General features: G+C 71.3%; 17 protein-coding genes and 2 riboswitches. Of the genes, 9 read left to right on the top strand and 8 right to left on the bottom strand.

Annotated features, from left to right (window positions below; all coding sequences use genetic code 11):
• Positions 1 to 12 precede the first annotated feature (12 nt).
• Positions 13 to 1,233 (bottom strand): ATP-binding protein, encoded by a 1,221-nt coding sequence (locus tag ABT004_RS04040; protein ID WP_351331257.1) that lies wholly within the window; start codon positions 1,231 to 1,233, stop codon positions 13 to 15.
• 342 nt (positions 1,234 to 1,575) lie between these two features.
• Positions 1,576 to 1,697: riboswitch (cobalamin riboswitch) on the top strand.
• 108 nt (positions 1,698 to 1,805) lie between these two features.
• Here ABT004_RS04040 and ABT004_RS04035 point away from each other — a divergent pair.
• From ABT004_RS04035 to ABT004_RS04025, 3 genes are all read left to right on the top strand, one after another.
• Complete coding sequence (locus ABT004_RS04035; protein WP_502966954.1) at positions 1,806 to 2,885, top strand: FecCD family ABC transporter permease; 1,080 nt, start codon at positions 1,806 to 1,808, stop codon at positions 2,883 to 2,885.
• Positions 2,886 to 2,964: 79 nt separating this feature from the next.
• Entirely contained in the window at positions 2,965 to 3,729 is a 765-nt protein-coding gene (locus tag ABT004_RS04030) for an ABC transporter ATP-binding protein (RefSeq protein ID WP_351331256.1), read from the top strand.
• A gap of 30 nt (positions 3,730 to 3,759) precedes the next feature.
• The gene (locus ABT004_RS04025; protein ID WP_351331255.1) at positions 3,760 to 4,767 is read left to right on the top strand and encodes an ABC transporter substrate-binding protein; all 1,008 of its coding nucleotides are present in this window, start codon (positions 3,760 to 3,762) and stop codon (positions 4,765 to 4,767) included.
• Positions 4,768 to 4,814: 47 nt separating this feature from the next.
• Here the strand turns inward: ABT004_RS04025 and ABT004_RS04020 are convergent, their stop codons facing one another.
• The 4 genes from ABT004_RS04020 to ABT004_RS04005 are packed head-to-tail and all read right to left on the bottom strand — an operon-like array spanning position 4,815 to position 9,694.
• A complete protein-coding gene (locus ABT004_RS04020; RefSeq protein ID WP_351331254.1) occupies positions 4,815 to 6,449 on the bottom strand; it encodes an ABC transporter ATP-binding protein in 1,635 nt (544 codons plus the stop codon).
• Positions 6,446 to 7,264, bottom strand: coding sequence for an ABC transporter permease (locus ABT004_RS04015; RefSeq protein WP_351331253.1), 819 nt, complete (start codon positions 7,262 to 7,264; stop codon positions 6,446 to 6,448). Before ABT004_RS04015 ends, ABT004_RS04020 begins: the two co-directional genes overlap by 4 nt.
• The gene (locus ABT004_RS04010; RefSeq protein ID WP_351331252.1) at positions 7,261 to 8,226 is read right to left on the bottom strand and encodes an ABC transporter permease; all 966 of its coding nucleotides are present in this window, start codon (positions 8,224 to 8,226) and stop codon (positions 7,261 to 7,263) included. Before ABT004_RS04010 ends, ABT004_RS04015 begins: the two co-directional genes overlap by 4 nt.
• Positions 8,210 to 9,694, bottom strand: a complete 1,485-nt coding sequence (locus tag ABT004_RS04005) for an ABC transporter substrate-binding protein (protein WP_351331251.1) — start codon at positions 9,692 to 9,694, stop codon at positions 8,210 to 8,212. Before ABT004_RS04005 ends, ABT004_RS04010 begins: the two co-directional genes overlap by 17 nt.
• Positions 9,695 to 9,794: 100 nt before the next feature.
• Positions 9,795 to 9,971, bottom strand: a riboswitch (cobalamin riboswitch).
• Between the two features lie 225 nt (positions 9,972 to 10,196).
• Here ABT004_RS04005 and ABT004_RS04000 point away from each other — a divergent pair.
• Both ABT004_RS04000 and ABT004_RS03995 read left to right on the top strand, forming a co-directional pair.
• On the top strand, positions 10,197 to 10,370 hold the full coding sequence (locus ABT004_RS04000) for a hypothetical protein (RefSeq protein WP_351331250.1): 174 nt from the start codon (positions 10,197 to 10,199) through the stop codon (positions 10,368 to 10,370).
• Complete coding sequence (locus tag ABT004_RS03995; RefSeq protein ID WP_351331249.1) at positions 10,367 to 10,951, top strand: histidine phosphatase family protein; 585 nt, start codon at positions 10,367 to 10,369, stop codon at positions 10,949 to 10,951. The genes ABT004_RS04000 and ABT004_RS03995 overlap by 4 nt, the downstream gene beginning before the upstream one ends.
• Before the next feature lie 9 nt (positions 10,952 to 10,960).
• Here the strand turns inward: ABT004_RS03995 and ABT004_RS03990 are convergent, their stop codons facing one another.
• From ABT004_RS03990 to ABT004_RS03980, 3 genes are all read right to left on the bottom strand, one after another.
• A complete protein-coding gene (locus ABT004_RS03990; RefSeq protein WP_351331248.1) occupies positions 10,961 to 11,305 on the bottom strand; it encodes a hypothetical protein in 345 nt (114 codons plus the stop codon).
• A gap of 124 nt (positions 11,306 to 11,429) precedes the next feature.
• The gene (locus tag ABT004_RS03985; RefSeq protein ID WP_351331247.1) at positions 11,430 to 12,191 is read right to left on the bottom strand and encodes a CbtA family protein; all 762 of its coding nucleotides are present in this window, start codon (positions 12,189 to 12,191) and stop codon (positions 11,430 to 11,432) included.
• 22 nt (positions 12,192 to 12,213) lie between these two features.
• Complete coding sequence (locus tag ABT004_RS03980) at positions 12,214 to 12,435, bottom strand: CbtB domain-containing protein (protein WP_351331246.1); 222 nt, start codon at positions 12,433 to 12,435, stop codon at positions 12,214 to 12,216.
• Positions 12,436 to 12,780: 345 nt separating this feature from the next.
• Between ABT004_RS03980 and ABT004_RS03975 the strand changes: the two genes are divergently transcribed.
• The 4 genes from ABT004_RS03975 (at position 12,781) to ABT004_RS03960 (ending at position 19,461) form a co-directional block, all read left to right on the top strand.
• A complete protein-coding gene (locus ABT004_RS03975; protein ID WP_351331245.1) occupies positions 12,781 to 14,592 on the top strand; it encodes a methylmalonyl-CoA mutase family protein in 1,812 nt (603 codons plus the stop codon).
• A gap of 14 nt (positions 14,593 to 14,606) precedes the next feature.
• Entirely contained in the window at positions 14,607 to 16,784 is a 2,178-nt protein-coding gene (gene scpA / locus ABT004_RS03970) for a methylmalonyl-CoA mutase (RefSeq protein ID WP_351331349.1), read from the top strand.
• Positions 16,785 to 16,800: 16 nt separating this feature from the next.
• Positions 16,801 to 17,781 (top strand): methylmalonyl Co-A mutase-associated GTPase MeaB, encoded by a 981-nt coding sequence (meaB, locus tag ABT004_RS03965; protein ID WP_351331244.1) that lies wholly within the window; start codon positions 16,801 to 16,803, stop codon positions 17,779 to 17,781.
• 132 nt (positions 17,782 to 17,913) lie between these two features.
• A complete protein-coding gene (locus ABT004_RS03960; protein ID WP_351331243.1) occupies positions 17,914 to 19,461 on the top strand; it encodes an ABC transporter substrate-binding protein in 1,548 nt (515 codons plus the stop codon).

Here is a 19,461-nt window from a genome sequence, read left to right as displayed (position 1 = left end):
ACAGGTCGGCGCTCACCGGTCATCAGACCCTTCGCCCAGTGGGGCCTCGTCGGCGCGCGCTTCAAGGGTGCCGCGCTGGAACGCGCCCAGCCCCCGGCTGGATGCCCGAGGCAGGGACTGTGTGACGCCGTCCGGGTGGGGCATGTCCGCCGGAGCTGCGGGGGTGTTCGGCGACTGGCGGTTGGCGCGTTTGGGCAGACCGTTCGGGGTGCGCTGGGGTGCCACCTCGGAACGGCTCGGTCCCTGGCGAACGGGCGAGGGCGCGACGTGTGCGGCCGGTGCGGGAGCGGAGGTGGGGGTGGGGGTGGGCGCAGCCTTGGGGGTCGCCTCTTCCATGGTCCACAACTCCTCGGGCAGCAGGACGACGGCCCGCACACCGCCGTAGCGGGACACACCGGAGACGTCCACCTTGAAGCCGTACTGACGGGCGATCAGGCCGATCACCGGGAAGCCGAACTTCGGCTGGGTGCCCAGCTGTTGCAGCTGCGGCGGTTCGTCGCCGGACAGCAGGGTGGTGGCACGCTGGCGGTCCTCGTCGCTCATGCTGACGCCGGCGTCGTCGATGACGATGCACAGGTTGCCCTGCACGCGCTGGAACGTGACCTCGATCGGGGCGTCGTGCTGCGAGAAGCTCGCCGCGTTGTCCAGCAGTTCGGCGACGGCCAGTGCGACCGGCGCGACCGCGGTGGCCTTGAGGGCCAAACCGGGCTGCTGCATGATCGACACGCGCTGGAAGTTGCGGATCTGGCCCTGGGCGCTGCGCGCCACGTCGTACACGCTGGCCGGCCGGTTGCGGCGGCCCAGCGGCGCCCCGCACATCACCGCGATGCCCTGGGCCTTGCGCGCCATCTGAGCGTTGGCGTGGTGCACGTCCAGGAGGTCATTGAGGACTTCGTGGCCGCCGTACTTGCGCTGCACGCTGTCCAGCAGCGCGGTCTGCTCGGCCGCCAGGCTCTGCAGGAAGCTGGCCGCCCCCTTGAGGACCGACTTCGTGCTGTCCTCCGCGGCCGCCCGCGCCTCGGCGATGACGCCGTCCCGCTCCGCGCGGGACCTCTTCAGTTCGGACTGGTGGGCCGCGATCTGCGCGGTGGCCTGGTCCAGTCGTTGTTGCTGTTCCTCTGCGTCCTGACGTCTCTTGTCGGTCAGCGCTCGGGTACGGGCTATGAGTGCAACGCTTGCGACGATGGATATCAGCGCAATCGCACCCAGGCACCACACAAGTGCGTGTGTCATGGACGCCTCTCTTGGCACGGGCAGATAGATCGGCGACCCGTACCCCCGCTCTCCCCCCGCGGCAGTGTCAAGTCGGCGCGCGGGGTGAGTTGATCAAGATCGCCGCGGGGATGCTACCAGGGCCGCTGCGGCTCAACCGCCTTGCCTCATAGCCCCGTTGAAGCGAAACGGACTATTCGCGTCCGCGGCGGCATGGTTTCCGCCACAGCGATGATCGATAATCGGCCATCCCCTGGTCGGACTCCGTTGGTCGGGTACGGATGTGGCCGGGTTCCCGGCTCACACACGTGATGCGCGTCATGCGGGGAACACCCCGGCCGGAGCCTGGCCGCCCTTCCCGGCTTGCTAGGCTGCGCCTGCCTCCCGCGGGGGAAGCCGGTGCGAATCCGGCGCTGACCCGCAACGGTGTGCGTGGCCTGCCTGGCCATGCGAGTCCGATCACCCGCGGCAGGTGCGTGACCCGTCGACCGCTCGCCGTGGACTGCGAGCAGGGACAGCCAGAAACCCTGCGGGTCCTGCTGGCGCCCTGCACCTTCCTCCGGTGGCGCCAACCCGGAGGATGTTCGCCCGTGTTGCTCCGCACCGCCGCTCCCGCTGCCCCCACCGATGTCTCGCGTGGGCGCATACCGGCTGTCCCGCTGGCGGTCGCTCTCGTGCTCGTCCTGGCCGTCTCGTTGGCGTGCGGGGTCGGGCTCGGCGCGGCCGGCATGAGCTGGGCACAGGTGCTGCGCCTCATGTGGGCGGGGCTCAGTGGCGGGAGTCTCGGCGCCGACGACGCGGGGGCCTACACCATCGTGTGGGAGATCCGGTTCCCGCGCGTCGTGCTCGCCGCCGTCGTCGGCGCGGGGCTCGCCGCGGTCGGCGTCGCGGTGCAGGCGCTGGTGCGCAACGCCCTCGCTGACCCCTTCGTACTCGGCATCTCTTCGGGCGCCGCCGTCGGCGCCAACGCCGTCATCCTCTTCGGAGCACTGGCCGGACTCGGCGTCTGGGCGCTCTCCTTCTCGGCCTTCGTGTCGGCACTCGCCGCAACCGTCGTGGTCTACCTGGTGGCCCGCTCCCCGCTCGGACTCAGCCCGCTGCGCCTCGTGTTGACCGGTACGGCGCTCGCCTACGGGTTCCAGGCCGTCACCACCGTCATGGTCTTCGGCGCCGAGCGGGGCGAGGCCGCGCGCGCGGCGATGATGTGGCTGCTCGGCAGTCTGGGCGGTGCGACGTGGCCGAAGGTCCCGCTGGCCGCCGCGACGGTCGTGGTCGGCTGGCTGTGGCTGCGACTCCGGGCGGGCTCGCTGGACGCGCTCTCGATGGGCGACGAGACGGCGGCCGCCCTGGGCGTGCCACCGGACCGGTTGCGGCGCGAACTGTTCGTCGTGACCGCCGCCGTGACGGGCACGGTCGTCGCCGTGAGCGGGGCGATCGGCTTCGTCGGGCTGATGGTTCCGCACCTCGTGCGGATGCTCGTGGGCGCCTCGCACGCGCGCGTGCTCGCGATCGCGCCGCTCGCCGGGGCGGTCCTGCTCGTGTGGGCCGACGTGCTGTCACGGGTGCTGCTCGCACCGACCGAACTCCCGGTGGGTGTGGTCACGGCTGCCCTTGGTGTCCCCGCGTTCCTCCTGCTCATGCGGCGCGGTGGCCATGCGCTGACGGGCCGTTGAGTCCGCCCGTCCCTCGGCCCCGCCCCGTATCCGTACACGTACACGTACACGTACCGAAGCTTGTTCTTGAGGAGGAGTCATGCGGCTCGACGTCGAAGGTGTGTCGGTCGAGGCGGCGGGGGCGCGGATCGTCGACGAGGTCACCCTCGGCGCGGCGGCCGGCACCTTCGTGGGTCTCGTCGGCCCCAATGGCAGCGGCAAGTCGACGCTGCTGCGGTGCGTCTATCGGGCGCGGCGGCCGGACGCGGGAGTCGTCACGGTCGAGAGCGAGGACGTGCACGGCATGACACCCCGGGCCGCGGCGCGTCTGATCGCCGCGCTGCCGCAGGAGTCGGTGGCGGACTTCGACTTCACCGTTACCGAGATCGTCGCCATGGGCCGCCTGCCGCACCGCGAACGCGATGCCGCCCGTGACCGGCAGGTCTGCCGACAGGCCCTGGAACAGGCGGGCGTGGACCACCTCGCCGACCGCGGCTTCCTGTCGCTGTCCGGCGGCGAGAAGCAGCGTGTGCTCATCGCCCGCGCGCTCACCCAACAGCCGCACGTCCTCGTCCTCGACGAGCCCACCAACCACCTCGACATCGCCCACCAGCTCGACGTGTTGCGCCGGGTGCGCGCCAGCGGCCCGACGGTCCTCGCGGCCCTGCACGACCTGAACCTCGCCGCCGCCCACTGCGACCGGCTGCACGTCCTGCACGCCGGCCGTGTCGTCGCCTCCGGCACCCCGGACGAGGTGCTCTCCCGCTCGCTGCTCGCCGAGGTCTTCGGCGTACGGGCACATCGCGTGTGCCACCCCGAGACCGGCGCCACCCAGTTCCTCTTCGATCCGCTGACGACTCACTGACCCCGCTCCGACCCACTCTGGAAGGCTCCCGTGCGCAAGCTCATGCCCGCCTCGCTCGGCCTCGCCGCCGCGCTCACCCTCACCGGCTGCGGCGCGAACGTCGCGTCCGACAGCAAGTCGACGACGTCCGCGTCGGTGTCCGTCACCAACTGCGGGAAGAAGGTCACGTACGACAAGCGCCCCCAGCGCGTGGTGACCAACGATGTCGGCATCACCGAGCTGATGTTCGCGCTCGGTCTCGAGGACCGCATGGCCGGCTACGCCATGCCGGCCGACAAGGGCTCCACCGACGGGTTGCCGTACAAGGGCGCCTACGACAAGGTGAAGTGGCTCTCCAAGGACCGTGTCACCAAGGAGGTGGCCCTCGACGCGCGCGCCGACCTCGTCTTCGCCGGCTGGAACTACGGCTTCAACGAGAACGCGCTGACACCGGCGGACCTGCACAAGGCCGGCATCGACACGTACCTGCTCACCGAGTCCTGCCGCAACGCCCGCACCGGCACCTCACGCGGCATCATGCCGCCGCTCGACGCGCTGTACACGGACCTGACGAACCTCGGGAAGATCTTCGGCGTCGAGGACCGCGCGCGGAAGCTGATCGGGCAGTACAAGACGAGCGTCGCCGACGTACGCGCGAAGGCGGCCAAGGGCACGGACCGGCCCTCGGTCTTCCTCTACGACAGCGGCGAGGACCAGCCCTTCACCTCGGGCCGCTACGCCGCGCCCGAGCAGATCATCAGCGAGGCCGGAGGTGTCAACCTCCTGCACGACCTCAAGGACTCGTGGACGACTGTGGGTTGGGAGACGGTCGTGAAGCGGGACCCGGACGTCATCGTCATCAACGACTACGGCTCGACCAGCGCGGAGCAGAAGAGGAAATTCCTGCTGTCCTACCCTCCGCTGCGGAACGTCTCCGCGATCAAGCACAAGCGGATCTACGCGCTGGACTACGCCGATCTGGTCGAGAGCCCGCGCAACGCCTCGGCGATCGAGCGGCTCGGCGCGTATCTGCGTCGGGGCGGCTCGGACGCCTCCTGAGGCGTCCGGTCATCACAGCGCGCGGGAGGCCAGGGCGCGGTCCTCGGTCACGGCGTGGAGCGGTCGGGCGCCGACGTCGCCGCCGCGGCCACCTCTGCCGCGCCGGCCCGCAGAACCTCGTCCACCGGCCCGTACCGCACGCACCGTCCGGCGCGGAACGCCACCGCGTCCTGGGCCAACGCGCGCATCGCCGTTACATCGTGGCTGATGAACAGCAGGGCCGTAGCGGCGGGGGCGAGCAGCGTCGGCAGGGCGTCGAGGACGCGTTCGCGGGATGCGGTGTCCAGTGCCGAGGTCACCTCGTCGCACACCAGTAGCGCGGGGTGTGCCGTCAGGGCGCGTACCAGTGCGCAGCGTTGCAGTTGCCCGCCGGACAGTCGGCCGGGCGTGCGGTGCAGTTCCTGCTCCGCCAACCCGAGAGCGGTCGCGATGTCCGTCGCCTCCGTGGCGGCGTCCTTGTGGTTCAGACCCCGCAAGAGGCGTGCGGTGTCGGCGAGTTGGGGCAGTACGGGTCGGTGCCGCTCGAAGGAGTCCGCGCTGTTTTGGTGCACGTACTGGACGGCGCGGCGCTGTGCGGTCGTACGGCGGTCGATGCGGGCGGGGAGGCGCTCGCCTTCCGAGCGGACCTCGCCCGTGGTCGGTGCGATCAGGCCTGCCAGGGCCCTGGCGAAGGTCGTCTTGCCCGAGCCGGAGGGGCCGAGCAGCGCAGTTCTGCTGCCGGGGGCGAACGTCAGTGACACCGGGCCGGCGAGCGGGTCGGCGGATCGGCGGCGTACGGCGATGTCCCGGGCCTCGACTCCGCCGGTCAGTCGTGGGCCGTTCGCCGCCGTCTGCACCTGGCTTGCGGCCGCCGTGCGATGTTCCGCGGCGAGCAGCGTACGGGTGGCGGCGTGGCGCAAGGGCCGGCCGGTTCCCAGGACCTCCTCCACCGGGCCGTCCTCCACCGCTCGCCCGTCCTCCAGCACGAGGACACGGTCCGCCGTGTCGCGCACGGTCGGCAGGTCGTGGCTGAGCAGCAGGACGCCGGTGCCGCCTTCGGCGAGGGCGCGGACGGTGCGGCCGAGGGCTCGTGCGAGGGCCGGGTCCAGGCCGCTCGTGGGTTCGTCCAGGACGAGCAGTCGTGCCCCGGTGACCAGTGCGGAGGCGAGTGCCAGGCGCTGTTGTTGGCCGCCGGAGAGTTGGTGGGGGAAGCGCCGGTGCACGAGGGCGCGGTCGAGTCCGGCCGCGGCAAGTGCCTGCGATGCGGCCGCTTTGCGGGCGGTGCGCCCCGCGTGGCCGAGCGCGGCCAGTTCCGTCAGCACACCTTCGACGCGGCGGACCGGGTCGAGCACCGATTCGGGGTGCTGGGGCAGGTGGGCGGCGCGGCCCGCTCGCGCCGAGCGGCGTGCCGCCGGGGTGAGGGACAGCAGGTCCGCGCCCTCCAACAGGACGTGTCCGGACAGCTTCACGGAGTCGCGCGCGGCGCCCAGGGCGGCCAGGCCCAGCGTGGTCTTGCCGCTGCCCGACGGTCCGACGACGGCGAGGACGGTGCCCGGCCGCACGGTCAGCCCGACCTGGTCGAGCAGCGGTCGCGTCGCACCTTCGGCGTGCGCCGAGAGCTTCTCGATCACCAAGAGCGGTGCGGTCTCCGACTGCGGTGCCGGCTCCGGCTGCGGCGCCGTCTCCCACTGCGGTGCGGTCACGAACTCCTCCTCTTCCGCGCGAGGGACCGGTCGACGAGCAGGTTGCCGCCGACGCACAGTGCGGTCAGCAGCCCCGCGGGCGCCAGTACGGCGGCGGGCTGGGTGAACAGGGCGTCGCTGTTGCGCTCGATGAGCACCGCCCAGTCGGGTGCGGACGCGGACAGGCCGAGGCCGAGGAAGTTGGCGGACGCCAGCAGGTAGAGCACCACGGAGAACCGGCCGCCCGCGTCGGTGGCCAGCGGCGCGGCCAACTCCCTTGCCAGGTGCCGCAGATGGATGTACGCCCAGCCGTGGCCCTGCATGCGCAGCGCCTCGACGACGGTCCGGGCACCGGGGGCGAGGGCCGCGCCCCGCACCAGGCGGGCAACGGCCGGCACTTGCAGCGCCCCGGCGACCGACACGAGCCACAGCCAGTGGCGGTGGCCGGTCGCGGCCAGGGTCATCAGGACCAGCAGGCCGGGGAAGGCCAGCAGCAGGTCCATGGTGCGCATGACGGTCTCGTCGAGGCGGCGCCGCGGCCCCGCGGCAAGCAGGCCCAACGGAACGCCGAGTGCCATGCCGATCGCGAGCGCCGCGAGCGCGCTGCCCACCACCGAGGCGCCTCCGTGCAGGACGAGCGCGAGCACATCTCGGCCCAGGACGTCGGTGCCGAGCAGGTGACCGTGGCCGGGTGGCTGGGACGGCAGAGCGTCCGGTTGGGGCGAGTCGTCGCCTGCGAGGAGCGGCCCCGACAGGGCGAGGAGCACCGGGACACCCAGCAGGGTCAGGGAGATCCACGGTGGGCGAGTTCGTGTCGCGGTGGCCGGTAGCGTCACGCCGTGACCTCCCGGCGGGGCGCCAAGCGGTGGGCGACCAGGTCGGCGGCCAGGTTCACCGCGACGGCGGTGCCGGCGAACAGCAGGGCGTACGTCTGCACTTGGGGCAGGTCGCGGTTCTGCACCGCCTCGACGAAGCCGTTGCCCAGGCCGCGGAAGCCGAACACCGCCTCCACCAGCACCGCGCCGCCGAGCAGTCCCTCCACGCAGCGCGCGTACTGCTGCGCCGCCGGCCCCAGGGCACCCGGCAGCACATGGCGCACCACGATGACGCGCTCGCGCATGCCGAGCAGCCGCAGATGCTCGGCGACGGCACTGTGCCGCTGGTCCGCGACCCCGGCCCGTATCTGCCGTGCCAGGTCGCACAGGTGACGGGCCGTCAGTACGACGACGGGGAGGACCAGCACGGCGGGCTGCGCCCACAGCGCGTGCGCGTCCATGCCGACGGCGGTGGCGGGCAGCAGCCCGGCCGCCAGCGACACCGAGGCGACCAGTAGCAGCCCGAGCACGAACTCCGGCACGGCGTGCAGCACGACGGCGGCCGTGTTCAGCGCGCGATCGACGCGGCTGCCCTCCCGCAGCCCCGACACCGCGCCCACGAGCGGCGCGAGCACGGTGACGAGCAGCAGTGCCGGGACACCCAGCAGGAGTGTCACGCCGACGCGCCGGCCGATGTCGTCGCCGACGGGCAGGCCGGTCGTCAGAGAATTCCCCGGGTCCCCGGTGAAGAGGTGGGCGAGCCAGTGCCCGAAGCGGGACCAAGCCGGTTCGTCGAGACCCAACTGGTCGCGCAGTGCGGTGACTTGCTCCGGCGTGCCGAGTTCACCGCGCAGCACGTCGGCCGTGTCGCCGGGCAGCAGCGAGCCGACGGCGAACACGGCGAGAAGCACCACCAGGCACTGCAACAGCGCCAGCAGGCAGCGTCGGAGCACATACGCCCGCATGTCAGCTGACGCGGACACGGTCGAAGCGCGCCCAGTCGTGCGAGTTCGGGGGCGCCGCGCGCAAACCGGTGACCGAGCGCGCGACGGCGTCGTTGGCGTCGGAGAACGCCCACACCAGGAGTCCGGACTCGGCGCGGGCCAGCTTCTGGGCGCGGGCGAGCAGCCCGAGCCTGTCCTGCTCGTCCCGGCTGGTGCGGGCCCGGTCAAGGAGCGCGTCGAACTTCTTCGAGGCGTACTGCGTCTGGTTGCGGGCGGCGCCGCCACGGACCCGCTGCTGGAGGAAGTCGGAGACGGGCAGCGTGGAGGTGGTGTTGAAGGCGGCGATGCCCTTGGTCTTGATCTCGCTGAAGTACGTGCTGGAGGCGCGGGTGTTGGCGGTCAACTTGAGCCCCACCTCGCGTAGCTGACGAGCCATCAGGTCGGCGGCCGGTTCCCACGCGGCGTCGACGGCGCTGGTCTCCACGGTGATGTGCAGCCCCTGGGCTCCGGCCTCCTTCACGAGCCCGCGCGCCTCGTCGACGTCCCGCTTCCGGGGTTCCATGTCGTCGGGGTAGCCGCGCAGCCCCATCCCGAACAGGTCGTTGCCCACCTCGCCGTGCCCGGCGAGCGCGATCCTGACCAGTGCCTCCCGGTCGATGCCGAGCTGCACGGCGCGTATGAGCCGCGGATCGTCGAACGGGCTTCGTCCGGTGCGCAGAAGCAGTTGCTGCGCGGTGGCCCGCTTGGCCGTCAGAAGGTGTGTCGAGTTGTTCTTCTTCAGCCGTTCCACGGACGCTCCGCCCATGTCGGCGCCGTAGTGCACCTGCCCGGACAGCAGCGCGCCCAGCCGCGCCGACTCCTCGTTCGCGGGGACGATCTCCAGCTCGGCGATGTGCGGGGCGCCGTCCCAGTGGTCCGCCCAGCGCCGGTAGCGGGCGGTGCCGCCGGGCGTGAAGGACACGTAGGTGAAGGGGCCGGAGCCGACCGGCTTGCTGAAGTCCGTGGTGCCGTCCGGGATGATCTCGGTGCCGGGTCCCGCGAAGACGGTGGGGAACTCGAAGTTCGGCGCCTTCAGCACGAGGACGACGGTCCGGTTCCCGTCTGCCCTGCTCGCGCCGAAGTCGATCGCGGACAGCAGGACCTGCGACGGAGATCCGGTCTTGGGGTCGGCGGCGCGGCGGTAGCTGTAGAGCACGTCCTTGGCGGTGACCGGCTTGCCGTCGTGGAAGCGGGCCGCGCGCAGGCGGATGCGCCAGCGGGTGCCCGAGGAGTCGCTCTCCCAGGACTCCGCGAGCCGCTCGCGGACCGACAGGTCGTCCGCGTACGTGCCGAGGGTGTCGTAGAGGGCCTTGGCGCGGGCCTGGTCGACGAAGTTGGGTGCCACGTGCGGGTCGAGCGTCTCCTGGGAGCCACCGGAGGTGAACGCCGCGCGGAACCGGTCGCCGCCTCCCCCGTCCTTGGTGTCCCCGCCGCAGCCGCTGAGCAACCCGGCTCCGGCGAACGTCAACGCACCTGAGGCGGCCAGTACTTGGCGCCTGCCGGGCCCCGGGTGCCCCGTTCGGGCATGCGTCGTCACATCGATCCTCTCCGGGGTGTCCTCGCCCCTGCTGCTGGACCGGCGACGGGTCAGTCTCCTGGCTCCCGGATCATCACTCACCCCCGCCTTCCCGTCCGCTGTCGCGGACGGTGGCGTGCAGGAGGATCGCTCCCCGGTCACAGTGGCGGGACCGCGCCGGAATCACACCGGCTTCCTGGTCCCCGTCGCCTCTCGTGGGCTCATTGTGGCGCACGAGGGATCGGGGAAGGCACCCGGTGTCCTTGGAGCACGGGAGCGGCCGGGCCGTCTCAGGCCCGATGCCCGTCCCCCGGCCCGTCGTCCGACACCGGATAGGGCACGAACGTGCGGCCAGTTCGGCCGCGGGCACCGGATCGCCGATCAGGTCCGCGGAGAAGACGGTCAGACGCATGGGAACGCCCTCCAGCGCCGCCGTCTCCTCCACCACAGTGAGGTGTTCGAGGGCACCCGGAACGACACCCAGTTCTTCCTGCAACTCCCGCCCCTCGACTTCGTCGCCGTACTCGTCACCACCTTCCGCGACCACCGCACGGACCTGCTGAAGGAACATCGGCGGCGGGGAGTACGCTCCCCTCGCACGGCCATCGAGTCCCAGGGAGTTCCGTGACCACGCGCCTGCTGCTCGTCTCACCGGCCGTGACCGCCTCAGCACGGAGCGGCGTGTTCGACGACGGGGCGTCCCTCGACTCGGCCGGCGCCGCTCAGGCTCGTCGCGCGGCCGGAACCCTGCCCTTGGCCGACCGCGTCGTCGTCTCCCCCGGCACCCGGTGCGCACAGACCGCCGACGCTCTCGGCCTCAATGCCGGGCAAGCCGCACCCGCCCTGGCAGGCCTCGACGCGGGCAGTTGGCGCGGCCGGTCGCTGGACGACGTGAGCGCCACGGAACCGCAGGCGGTGGCTCGTTGGCTGACGGACCCGGAGGCCTCACCGCCGGGTGGTGAGTCCGTGGCCGACGTGTGCGCACGGGTCGGCCGCTGGCTGGACGAGGTCAGGGAGGGCGGTACGGCGTCCGGCCGGGTCGTCGCCGTCGTGGAACCCGAGGTGGTGCGGGCGGCCGCGGTCCATGCGACAGGGGCTCCGCTGTCCGCCTTCTGGCGCCTTGACGTCGCGCCGCTGTCGGCCACGGAGTTCAGTGGGCGCTCCGGTCGCTGGAACATCCGGCTCGGCCGCATGCTCGGCGCCGAGTGAGCGCTCCGATCAACGGCCCTGCCCCCGGTGGCGGGCCAACAGCTCCGCCAATTCGCACCGTACGCAGGCGGACCGTGCCGCCTCGGGACTGTCCTCGCGTACGGCGGGTCCGGTACCGCTCGGCGTGTGCCCGACGGCAGCGCACTCGTCGGCCGGGCACGCCGCCACGAGCTCCGTCAGGTCGCGCACCAGCTGCTCGGTCCGCTTCGCCTGCTGGGCGAGCACCCGCATCCGCGCGCTCTGCCCGCCGATCTGCCGTCGGCCGGCGATGAGCTGTTCGTACTCGTCGAGGGTCAGGGCGACCGCCGCGCGACCGCCGAGAGTGATACGGCGCGGCTCCGGGTGTCTGGCCACTCAGCTCCTCGATTCCTCACGCGAACCATGCGCGGATGAACCCTGATGTGGTGCGAAAACACGCGAGGGCCCCGGATGACTCCGTGGGCCCTCTTCTACGTTTCCCGCGACCCGCCCGGGGCCATCATTGGCCCGCCGCGACCGTTTCCCCAGGTGTGGCGGCCACGGGCTTCGGCCGCAGCAGTCGCTGCGCCAGCTCTCCGAACAGCAGGCCGAATCCGGCCCACAGCGTGATCTGTGTGGCGAGGGCGGAGAGCCGGAAGCGCCACAGCAGCGCGGCCGGGAAGTGCTCGGGCGCGTCGTTGATCGCCGGCAGGAACTCGTAGGCCAGGCCGACGATCACGGCGAATCCCAGCACGGCGACGACTGTCGCGTACCAGGTGCCGAGCCGGGGCACGAGCCGCTTGCCGACGATGGTCGCGGCGATCGTCAGGAGCACGCTGAGCACCATCATCAGGAAGTACAGGGTCGTCCGCTTGCCGATGGTGTCGGGGTTTCCGACGGCGGGCGGGTTGGCCGGGTACTTCAGGAACGGTACGACGTATACGGCGAGCAGCGCACAGCCCGACAGCAGCAGGGCGGTGGCGCGTGGGCCGAAGCGGCCGACGCGCCCGAGCGCGAAGCAGTAGGCGAGAGCGGCGATCCCGCCGAAGGCGATGCCGTAGACGAGGATGCCGGTGGCGAGACCGGCGGTGGACTGGAGGCCGCGGGAGACGAGTTCGACCTCGTCGCCGTGCGAGTGGCCGGCGTGGGCCTCCTCGAAGCCGATCGCGGCGTCGACGCCTGGTTCGCCGAGCCAGTAGGCGATGACCAGGGCGAGCACGCCGGCGGCGAGGCCGGCGAGCATGCCGCGAACGAGCAGATTACGTACGGTGCTGGAGTTCATGAGCGCGTCGGGTTCCCTCGGGTCAGTGGCAGGGGAAGCCGAGCAGGTGACGGGCGTCATGCACCCATTCATGAACTTCCGCTCCGCTGAACACGGAGGTGGCGCCCTGTTCGGCGCCGACGAAGTAGAGAAGAACCAGCATCAGGATGCCGATGAAGACGGCCCAGGGGGCGATGTCCTTCAACGGCAACTTCGCCGGAATCACAGGGGTGTTGGGGGTCGGCTGGGCGACATTCTGCGCCATGGCAGAGCCTCCTTCGGGAGTTCGCGTCCCGTCTCGGTGGTGCACGAGACGACAGCCGGGTCTGACTCACGAGCGGTCCGTCCTCGGACCTCTCGCACACAGTGGCGCGACCGTGCCGGTTTCACACCGGCTTCCGTGCTGTCGTCGATACGCCCTGACGGTACCGCGTGGCGCGTACATGGCCAAGGCCGGTTCCCTCGCGCCGTCGCCTGGCGTGCCGCGCCGACGCGGGTCACCATTCCGCGCCATCCCGCTCGTAGGCGAATCGAGCCCCCACGACAAGGAGAACAAGGTCACACGGGTGTGCCCTGCTCTCGCTCGCCGGCTCTGACCTAGCATCCGGACATGACGGTCCTGCCAGACGACGGGCTTTCCTTGGCGGCCGAGTTCCCTGACGCGACGCACGAGCAGTGGCAACACCTGGTGTCGGGTGTCCTGCGCAAGTCGGGCAAGGAAGTCTCGGCAGCCGAAGCGGAAGGCGCCCTGTCCACCGCGCTCGAGGACGGGTTGCGCACCCGCCCGCTGTACACCGGCCGCGACGCGGCACCCACGAACGGGCTGCCGGGCTTCGCGCCCTTCGTCCGTGGTGGCCGCGCCGAGGGCAACGTCGCCGGCGGCTGGGACGTACGGCAAAGGCACGCGGTGGCGGACCCGGCGGCGGTACTCGCCGACCTGGAGAACGGTGTCGCGTCGCTGTGGCTGACCGTGGGCGAAGCCTCCGATTTCCCCGTCTCCGCGCTGCCCACGGCGCTCGACGGCGTCTATCTGGACCTCGCCCCCGTCGTCCTCGACGCGGGCGCCGAGACCGAGGCGGCCGCGGCCCAACTGTTCCGCTGCTACGAGCAGTCGGGCGTCGCCGCTGACGCCCCGCGCGGCAACCTGGGCGCCGACCCCCTGGGGCACGAGGCCCGTACGGGATCGTCGTACGACATCGGTCCTGTGGTGGAGCTGGCTCGGCGGTGCACCACCCGCTACCCCGGTGTGCGGGCGCTGACCGTGGACGCGCTGCCGTACCACGAGGCCGGTGGCTCGGCGGCGCAGGAACTGGGCGCGTCGATGGCGACCGGTGTCGCGTATCTGCGCGAGCTGACGGCGGCGGGCCTGACGACTCAACAGGCTCTGGCGCAACTGGAGTTCCGCTATGCGGCGAGCGCCGATCAGTTCCTGACGGTGGCCAAGTTCCGCGCGGCGCGACGGCTGTGGGCGCGGGTCGCCGAGGTCTGCGGGGCGCCCGAACAGGGTGCGCAGCGGCAGCACGCGGTGACCTCGACGGTGATGACGACGCGACGCGATCCGTGGGTGAACATGCTGCGGACCACGATCGCCACGCTCGCCGCCGGGGTCGGCGGGGCCGACGCGGTGACGGTGCTCCCGTTCGACGAGGCGCTCGGCCTGCCGGACGCGTTCGCCCGGCGCATCGCCCGCAACACCTCCACGATCCTCGTCGAGGAGTCGCATCTGGCGCGGGTCATCGACCCGGCCGGCGGCTCCTGGTACGTGGAGCGGCTGACCGACGAACTGGCCCATGCGGGCTGGGAGTTCTTCCGGACGATCGAGCGGGCGGGCGGGCAGGCGGCCGCCCTGCGCTCCGGCCTCGTGCCCGAGCGCCTCGCCGAGACCTGGGCGGCCCGCAGCGCACGCCTGGCGAAGCGGCGCGAGGCGATCACCGGGGTGAGCGAGTTTCCGGATCTCGCGGAGAAGCCCGTCGAGCGCACACCGTCGCCCGCGCCGCCTTCCGGGGGCCTGCCGCGGGTCCGCCGCGACGACGCGTTCGAAGAACTGCGCGCCCGCTCCGACGCACACCTCGCAGCGACGGGCACGCGCCCCCGGATCTTCCTCGCCGCGCTCGGCCCGGCCGCCGCTCACACCGCCCGCCTCACCTTCGCCGCCAATCTGTTCCAGGCGGGCGGCATCGAGCCCGTCACGGAGGGCACGTTCGAGGACAGCGGGGCGCGCGAGGCGTGCCTGTGCTCCAGTGACCAGGTGTACGAGGAGCGGGCCGACGCCACCGCCCGTGAGCTGCGCGAGTCGGGCGCCCGCCAGGTGTTCCTCGCGGGCCGGCCCGGTACGCCCGGGGACGTGGACGCCCACGTCTTCGCCGGCTGCGACGCCGTGACCCTGCTCTCCGCCACGCTCGACCGCATGGGAGTGTCCTGATGTCCGTCCCCGGCATGTCCGTCCCCGACTTCTCCGCGATCGACCTCGGCACCCCCGGTGAAGGCCCTGGTGGAGACGAGTGGCGCGCCGCGCTCAAGCGGGCCGCGGACGGCGGCGACCTGCTGTGGGAGACGCCCGAGGGCATCACCGTCAAGCCGCTGTACACCGGCCAGGACCTGGAGGGCCTGGACTTCCTCGACACGTACCCGGGCGCCGCCCCGTATCTGCGCGGCCCCTACCCGACGATGTACGTGAACCAGCCATGGACGATCCGCCAGTACGCGGGCTTCTCCACCGCCGAGGAGTCCAACGCCTTCTACCGGCGCAACCTCGCCGCCGGGCAGAAGGGCCTGTCGATCGCCTTCGACCTGCCCACGCACCGCGGTTACGACAGCGACCACCCGCGCGTGACCGGCGACGTCGGCATGGCGGGCGTGGCCATCGACTCCATCTACGACATGCGGCAGCTCTTCGACGGCATCCCGCTGGACAAGATGACCGTGTCGATGACGATGAACGGTGCCGTGCTGCCCGTGCTCGCGCTGTACATCGTCGCCGCCGAGGAACAGGGCGTGCCGCCCGAGAAGCTGGCCGGGACCATCCAGAACGACATCCTCAAGGAGTTCATGGTCCGCAACACGTACATCTATCCGCCGAATCCGTCGATGCGGATCATCTCCGACATCTTCGCGTACACCTCGCAGCGGATGCCGCGCTACAACTCGATCTCCATCTCCGGCTACCACATCCAAGAGGCTGGCGCGACGGCCGACTTGGAGCTGGCGTACACGCTCGCCGACGGCGTCGAGTACATCAGGGCCGGGCGGGAGGCGGGCCTGGACGTGGACGCGTTCGCGCCGCGCCTGAGCTTCTTCTGGGCGATCGGCATGAACTTCTTCATGGAGGTCGCGAAGCTCCGTGCGGCCCGCCTGCTGTGGGCGAAGCTGGTCAAGCAGTTCGATCCGCAGAACGCCAAGTCCCTTTCCCTGCGCACCCATTCACAGACGTCGGGCTGGTCACTGACCGCGCAGGACGTGTTCAACAACGTGACACGGACATGCGTGGAGGCGATGGCGGCGACGCAGGGCCACACCCAGTCGCTGCACACCAACGCCCTGGACGAGGCTCTCGCGCTGCCCACCGACTTCTCGGCCCGCATCGCCCGCAATACGCAGTTGCTCCTTCAGCAGGAGTCGGGCACGACCCGGGTCATCGACCCCTGGGGCGGCAGCGCGTACGTGGAGAAGCTGACGTACGACCTCGCCCGCAAGGCCTGGCAGCACATCCAGGAGGTGGAGCAGGCGGGCGGGATGGCCAAGGCCATCGACGCGGGCATCCCGAAGCTGCGTGTGGAGGAGGCGGCCGCCCGCACCCAGGCGCGGATCGACTCCGGGCGCCAGCCGGTGATCGGCGTGAACAAGTACCGGGTCGACAGCGACGAGCAGATCGACGTCCTCAAGGTCGACAACACCTCGGTGCGCGCCCAGCAGCTCGCCAAGCTGAAGCGGCTGCGCGCGGAGCGCGACGAGCAGGCCTGCCAGGACGCGCTCGGCGCGCTGACCAGGGCCGCGGGCGGCGAGGGCAATCTGCTGGAGCTCGCGGTGGACGCGGCGCGGGCGAAGGCGACCGTCGGGGAGATCTCCGACGCCCTGGAGAAGGTGTACGGACGCCATGCCGGCCAGATCCGTACGATCTCCGGTGTGTACCGCAACGAAGCAGGCCAGTCCCCGTCGGTGGACCGCACCCGGCAGCGGGTGGAGGAGTTCGCCGAGGCCGAGGGCCGACGCCCGCGGATCGTGGTCGCCAAGATGGGCCAGGACGGCCACGACCGCGGCCAGAAGGTGATCGCGACGGCCTTCGCCGACCTCGGCTTCGACGTCGACGTCGGCCCGCTGTTCCAGACGCCGGGCGAGGTGGCGCGGCAGGCCGTCGAGGCGGACGTGCACATCGTCGGGGTCTCGTCGCTGGCCGCCGGACACCTCACCCTCGTACCGGCGCTGCGCGAGGCACTCGCCGAGGAAGGGCGCGAGGACATCATGATCGTGGTCGGCGGAGTGATCCCGCCCGCCGACGTCCCGACGCTCCTCGACATGGGTGCGGCGGCCGTGTTCCCGCCCGGCACGGTGATCCCGGACGCGGCGCACGATCTCGTGTCGCAGCTGGCCACCGACCTCGGGCACGACGACCTGTGAGTCGGTGAAACACCTCATGGCCATCGATCTGGAGACGTACGTCAAGGGTGTCCTCGACGGGAAGCGGGCGATCGTCGCCCGCGCGATCACTCTCGTCGAATCCACCCGCCCTCAACACCGTTCACAGGCACAGGAGTTGCTCACCCGGCTGCTGCCGCACAGCGGCCGGTCCCGGCGCATCGGGATCAGCGGTGTGCCGGGGGTCGGTAAATCGACGTTCATCGACACGTTCGGCACGATGCTCACCGGGCTCGGCCACCGGGTCGCCGTCCTCGCGGTCGACCCGTCGTCCACCCGGACCGGCGGTTCGATCCTCGGCGACAAGACCCGCATGGAGCGGCTCGCCGTCGATCCGGCCGCGTTCATCCGTCCCTCCCCCACCTCCGGCACCCTCGGCGGGGTCGCGAAGGCGACGCGCGAGTCGATCGTGGTGCTGGAGGCGGCCGGATACGACGTGGTGCTGGTCGAGACGGTCGGCGTAGGCCAGTCGGAGACGGCGGTCGCCAACATGGTCGACTCGTTCCTGCTGCTCACCCTGGCGCGCACCGGCGACCAGCTGCAGGGCATCAAGAAGGGCGTCCTGGAACTGGCCGACGTGATCGCGGTCAACAAGGCTGACGGCCCGCACGAGCGGGACGCGCGGACGGCCGCACGCGAACTGGCCGGCGCACTGCGTCTGATGCACGGCAAGGACGCGTTCTGGACGCCGCCCGTGCTCAGTTGCAGCGCCCGCGAGTCGACGGGCCTCGACGTGGTCTGGGAGCGCCTCGAACAACACCGCACTCTGCTCGACTCCACCTCCCGGCTGGCCGCGCGCCGCCGTGACCAGCAGGTCGACTGGACCTGGACGATGGTGCGCGAGGAACTCCTCGGCCGCCTGCACGCCGACGCGGCGGTGCGCACGCTGTCCCCCCGCCTCGAACAGCAGGTGCGCGACGGCGAGGTCACCGCCGCGCGCGCCGCGGAACGCATCCTGGACGCTTTCCGCACCGACTGACCGCGTGGCGCATGCGGCGTCCTTTCCTGGTGGGCCATCGCACACCCGCCCTTCTTGCGAACGATATGCAATAACCTATTAGATGCATATCGCAGCGATGCCCCGATCAAGCAGTCAGGAAGGTGCGCCCCCATGCCGCCGGTCATCCCCACCCGCAGAAGCGTGCTCGTCGGGGCAGCCGCGGTCGGTGCCGCCGCACTGGTGACGGGATGCCAGTCGTCGGCGGGGTCCGGGTCCGGTGCCGGCTCTCCCAAGAAGGGCGGGACGCTGCGGGCGGCGTTCCCGGGCGCGGGCGTCAAGGAGACGATGGATCCGCACGCCCAGCGTGCGTTCGTCGACATCGCGCGGCACAAGGCCGTCTTCGACAAGCTGGTCGAGCTCGATGCGACGCTGCGGCCCGTCCCCAGGCTCGCCACGTCCTGGTCCAGCGACGACTCGGCCCGCGTCTGGCGGTTCGAGCTGCGCAAGGCCCGCTTCCACGACGGACATGCCTTCGAAGCCGAAGACGTGCTCTACAGCCTGTCGCGGATCCTCAAGGCCGACGCCGCCGACCACCTGGCGAAGACATCCTTGTCCCAGGTCGACCTCGCCAAGTGCCGCGCCCTGGGCAGGCATCGCGTAGAGATATCCCTGAAGCGCCCCAACGCCGAGTTCCCCTCGCTGCTGGCGATGACCGGGACGCCCATCGTGCGGGACGGCTGGGACGATCCCAAGCACCCGGTCGGGACCGGGCCGTTCAAGTTCGTGTCGTTCACCGCCGGGCGCGGTTTCGTGGGCCGGCGCTTCGACGACCACTGGAACGGCGCCTCGTACATCGATGAGCTGCACATCCTCTCCGCCGAGTCCGAGGCGCGGGCCTCGGCCGTGCAGAGCGGTGACATCCACTTCGCGCACGAGATGACACCCACCTTCGCCCGGCGGGTCGAGCACGACAGCCGGGTGCGCGTGGTGGCGACGCCGCACAGTGGGGTGCAGGGCTTCGCGCTCAAGACGGACCGGGCACCGTTCGACGACCCGGACGCGGCGATGGCCGTCAAACTCCTGGTGGACCGCAAACGGCTGGTGGATGTGGCCTGTTCGGGGCGCGCCGAGATCGGCAACGACGTGTACGGCAAGGGATACGCGTACTACCCGACCGGCCTGGAACAGCGCGAACGTGATGTCTCCGAGGCGCGACGGCTCCTTCGCCGCACTGGCCTGTACAACAAGAAGGTCTCCTTCTACACGTCCACGGCGGCCGACGGCTTCACACAGGCCGCGCAACTGTTCAAGGAGCAGGCCGGGGAGGCCGGACTGGGTGTGGAGATCGTCAACGGGTCCCCGGAGTCGTACTTCACGGACGTGCTGTCCAAGGGCACGGTCACCAACCACCGCTGCGGCGCCATGACCATCCCCACCTACATCGGCGAGCGGCTGCTCACCGATTCCCCGCAGAACGCCTCGGCCTGGCACGACCGCGACTTCGACGACGCCTTCGTCGCCGCGCAGTCCGTCACCGACGACACGGCTCGCACCCGCAAGTACCGCTCCGTGCAGACCACGCTCCGCGACCGCGGGGGCCTGGTCCTGTGGGGGCACCAGGAGTGGCTCAACGCCGTCTCGCGCCGCCTCGGTGGTGTGAAGGAGGCTCCGCCGAACACCGTGGACTGGGCCCGCTTCGACCGGGTCTGGCTGGACTGA

It is taken from the genome of Streptomyces sp. NPDC002790 (assembly GCF_040295505.1).
Taxonomy (GTDB): Bacteria; Actinomycetota; Actinomycetes; order Streptomycetales; family Streptomycetaceae; genus Streptomyces.
Note: the sequence above shows the minus strand (reverse complement) of the source record. Positions and strands in the feature narration are given on the sequence as shown.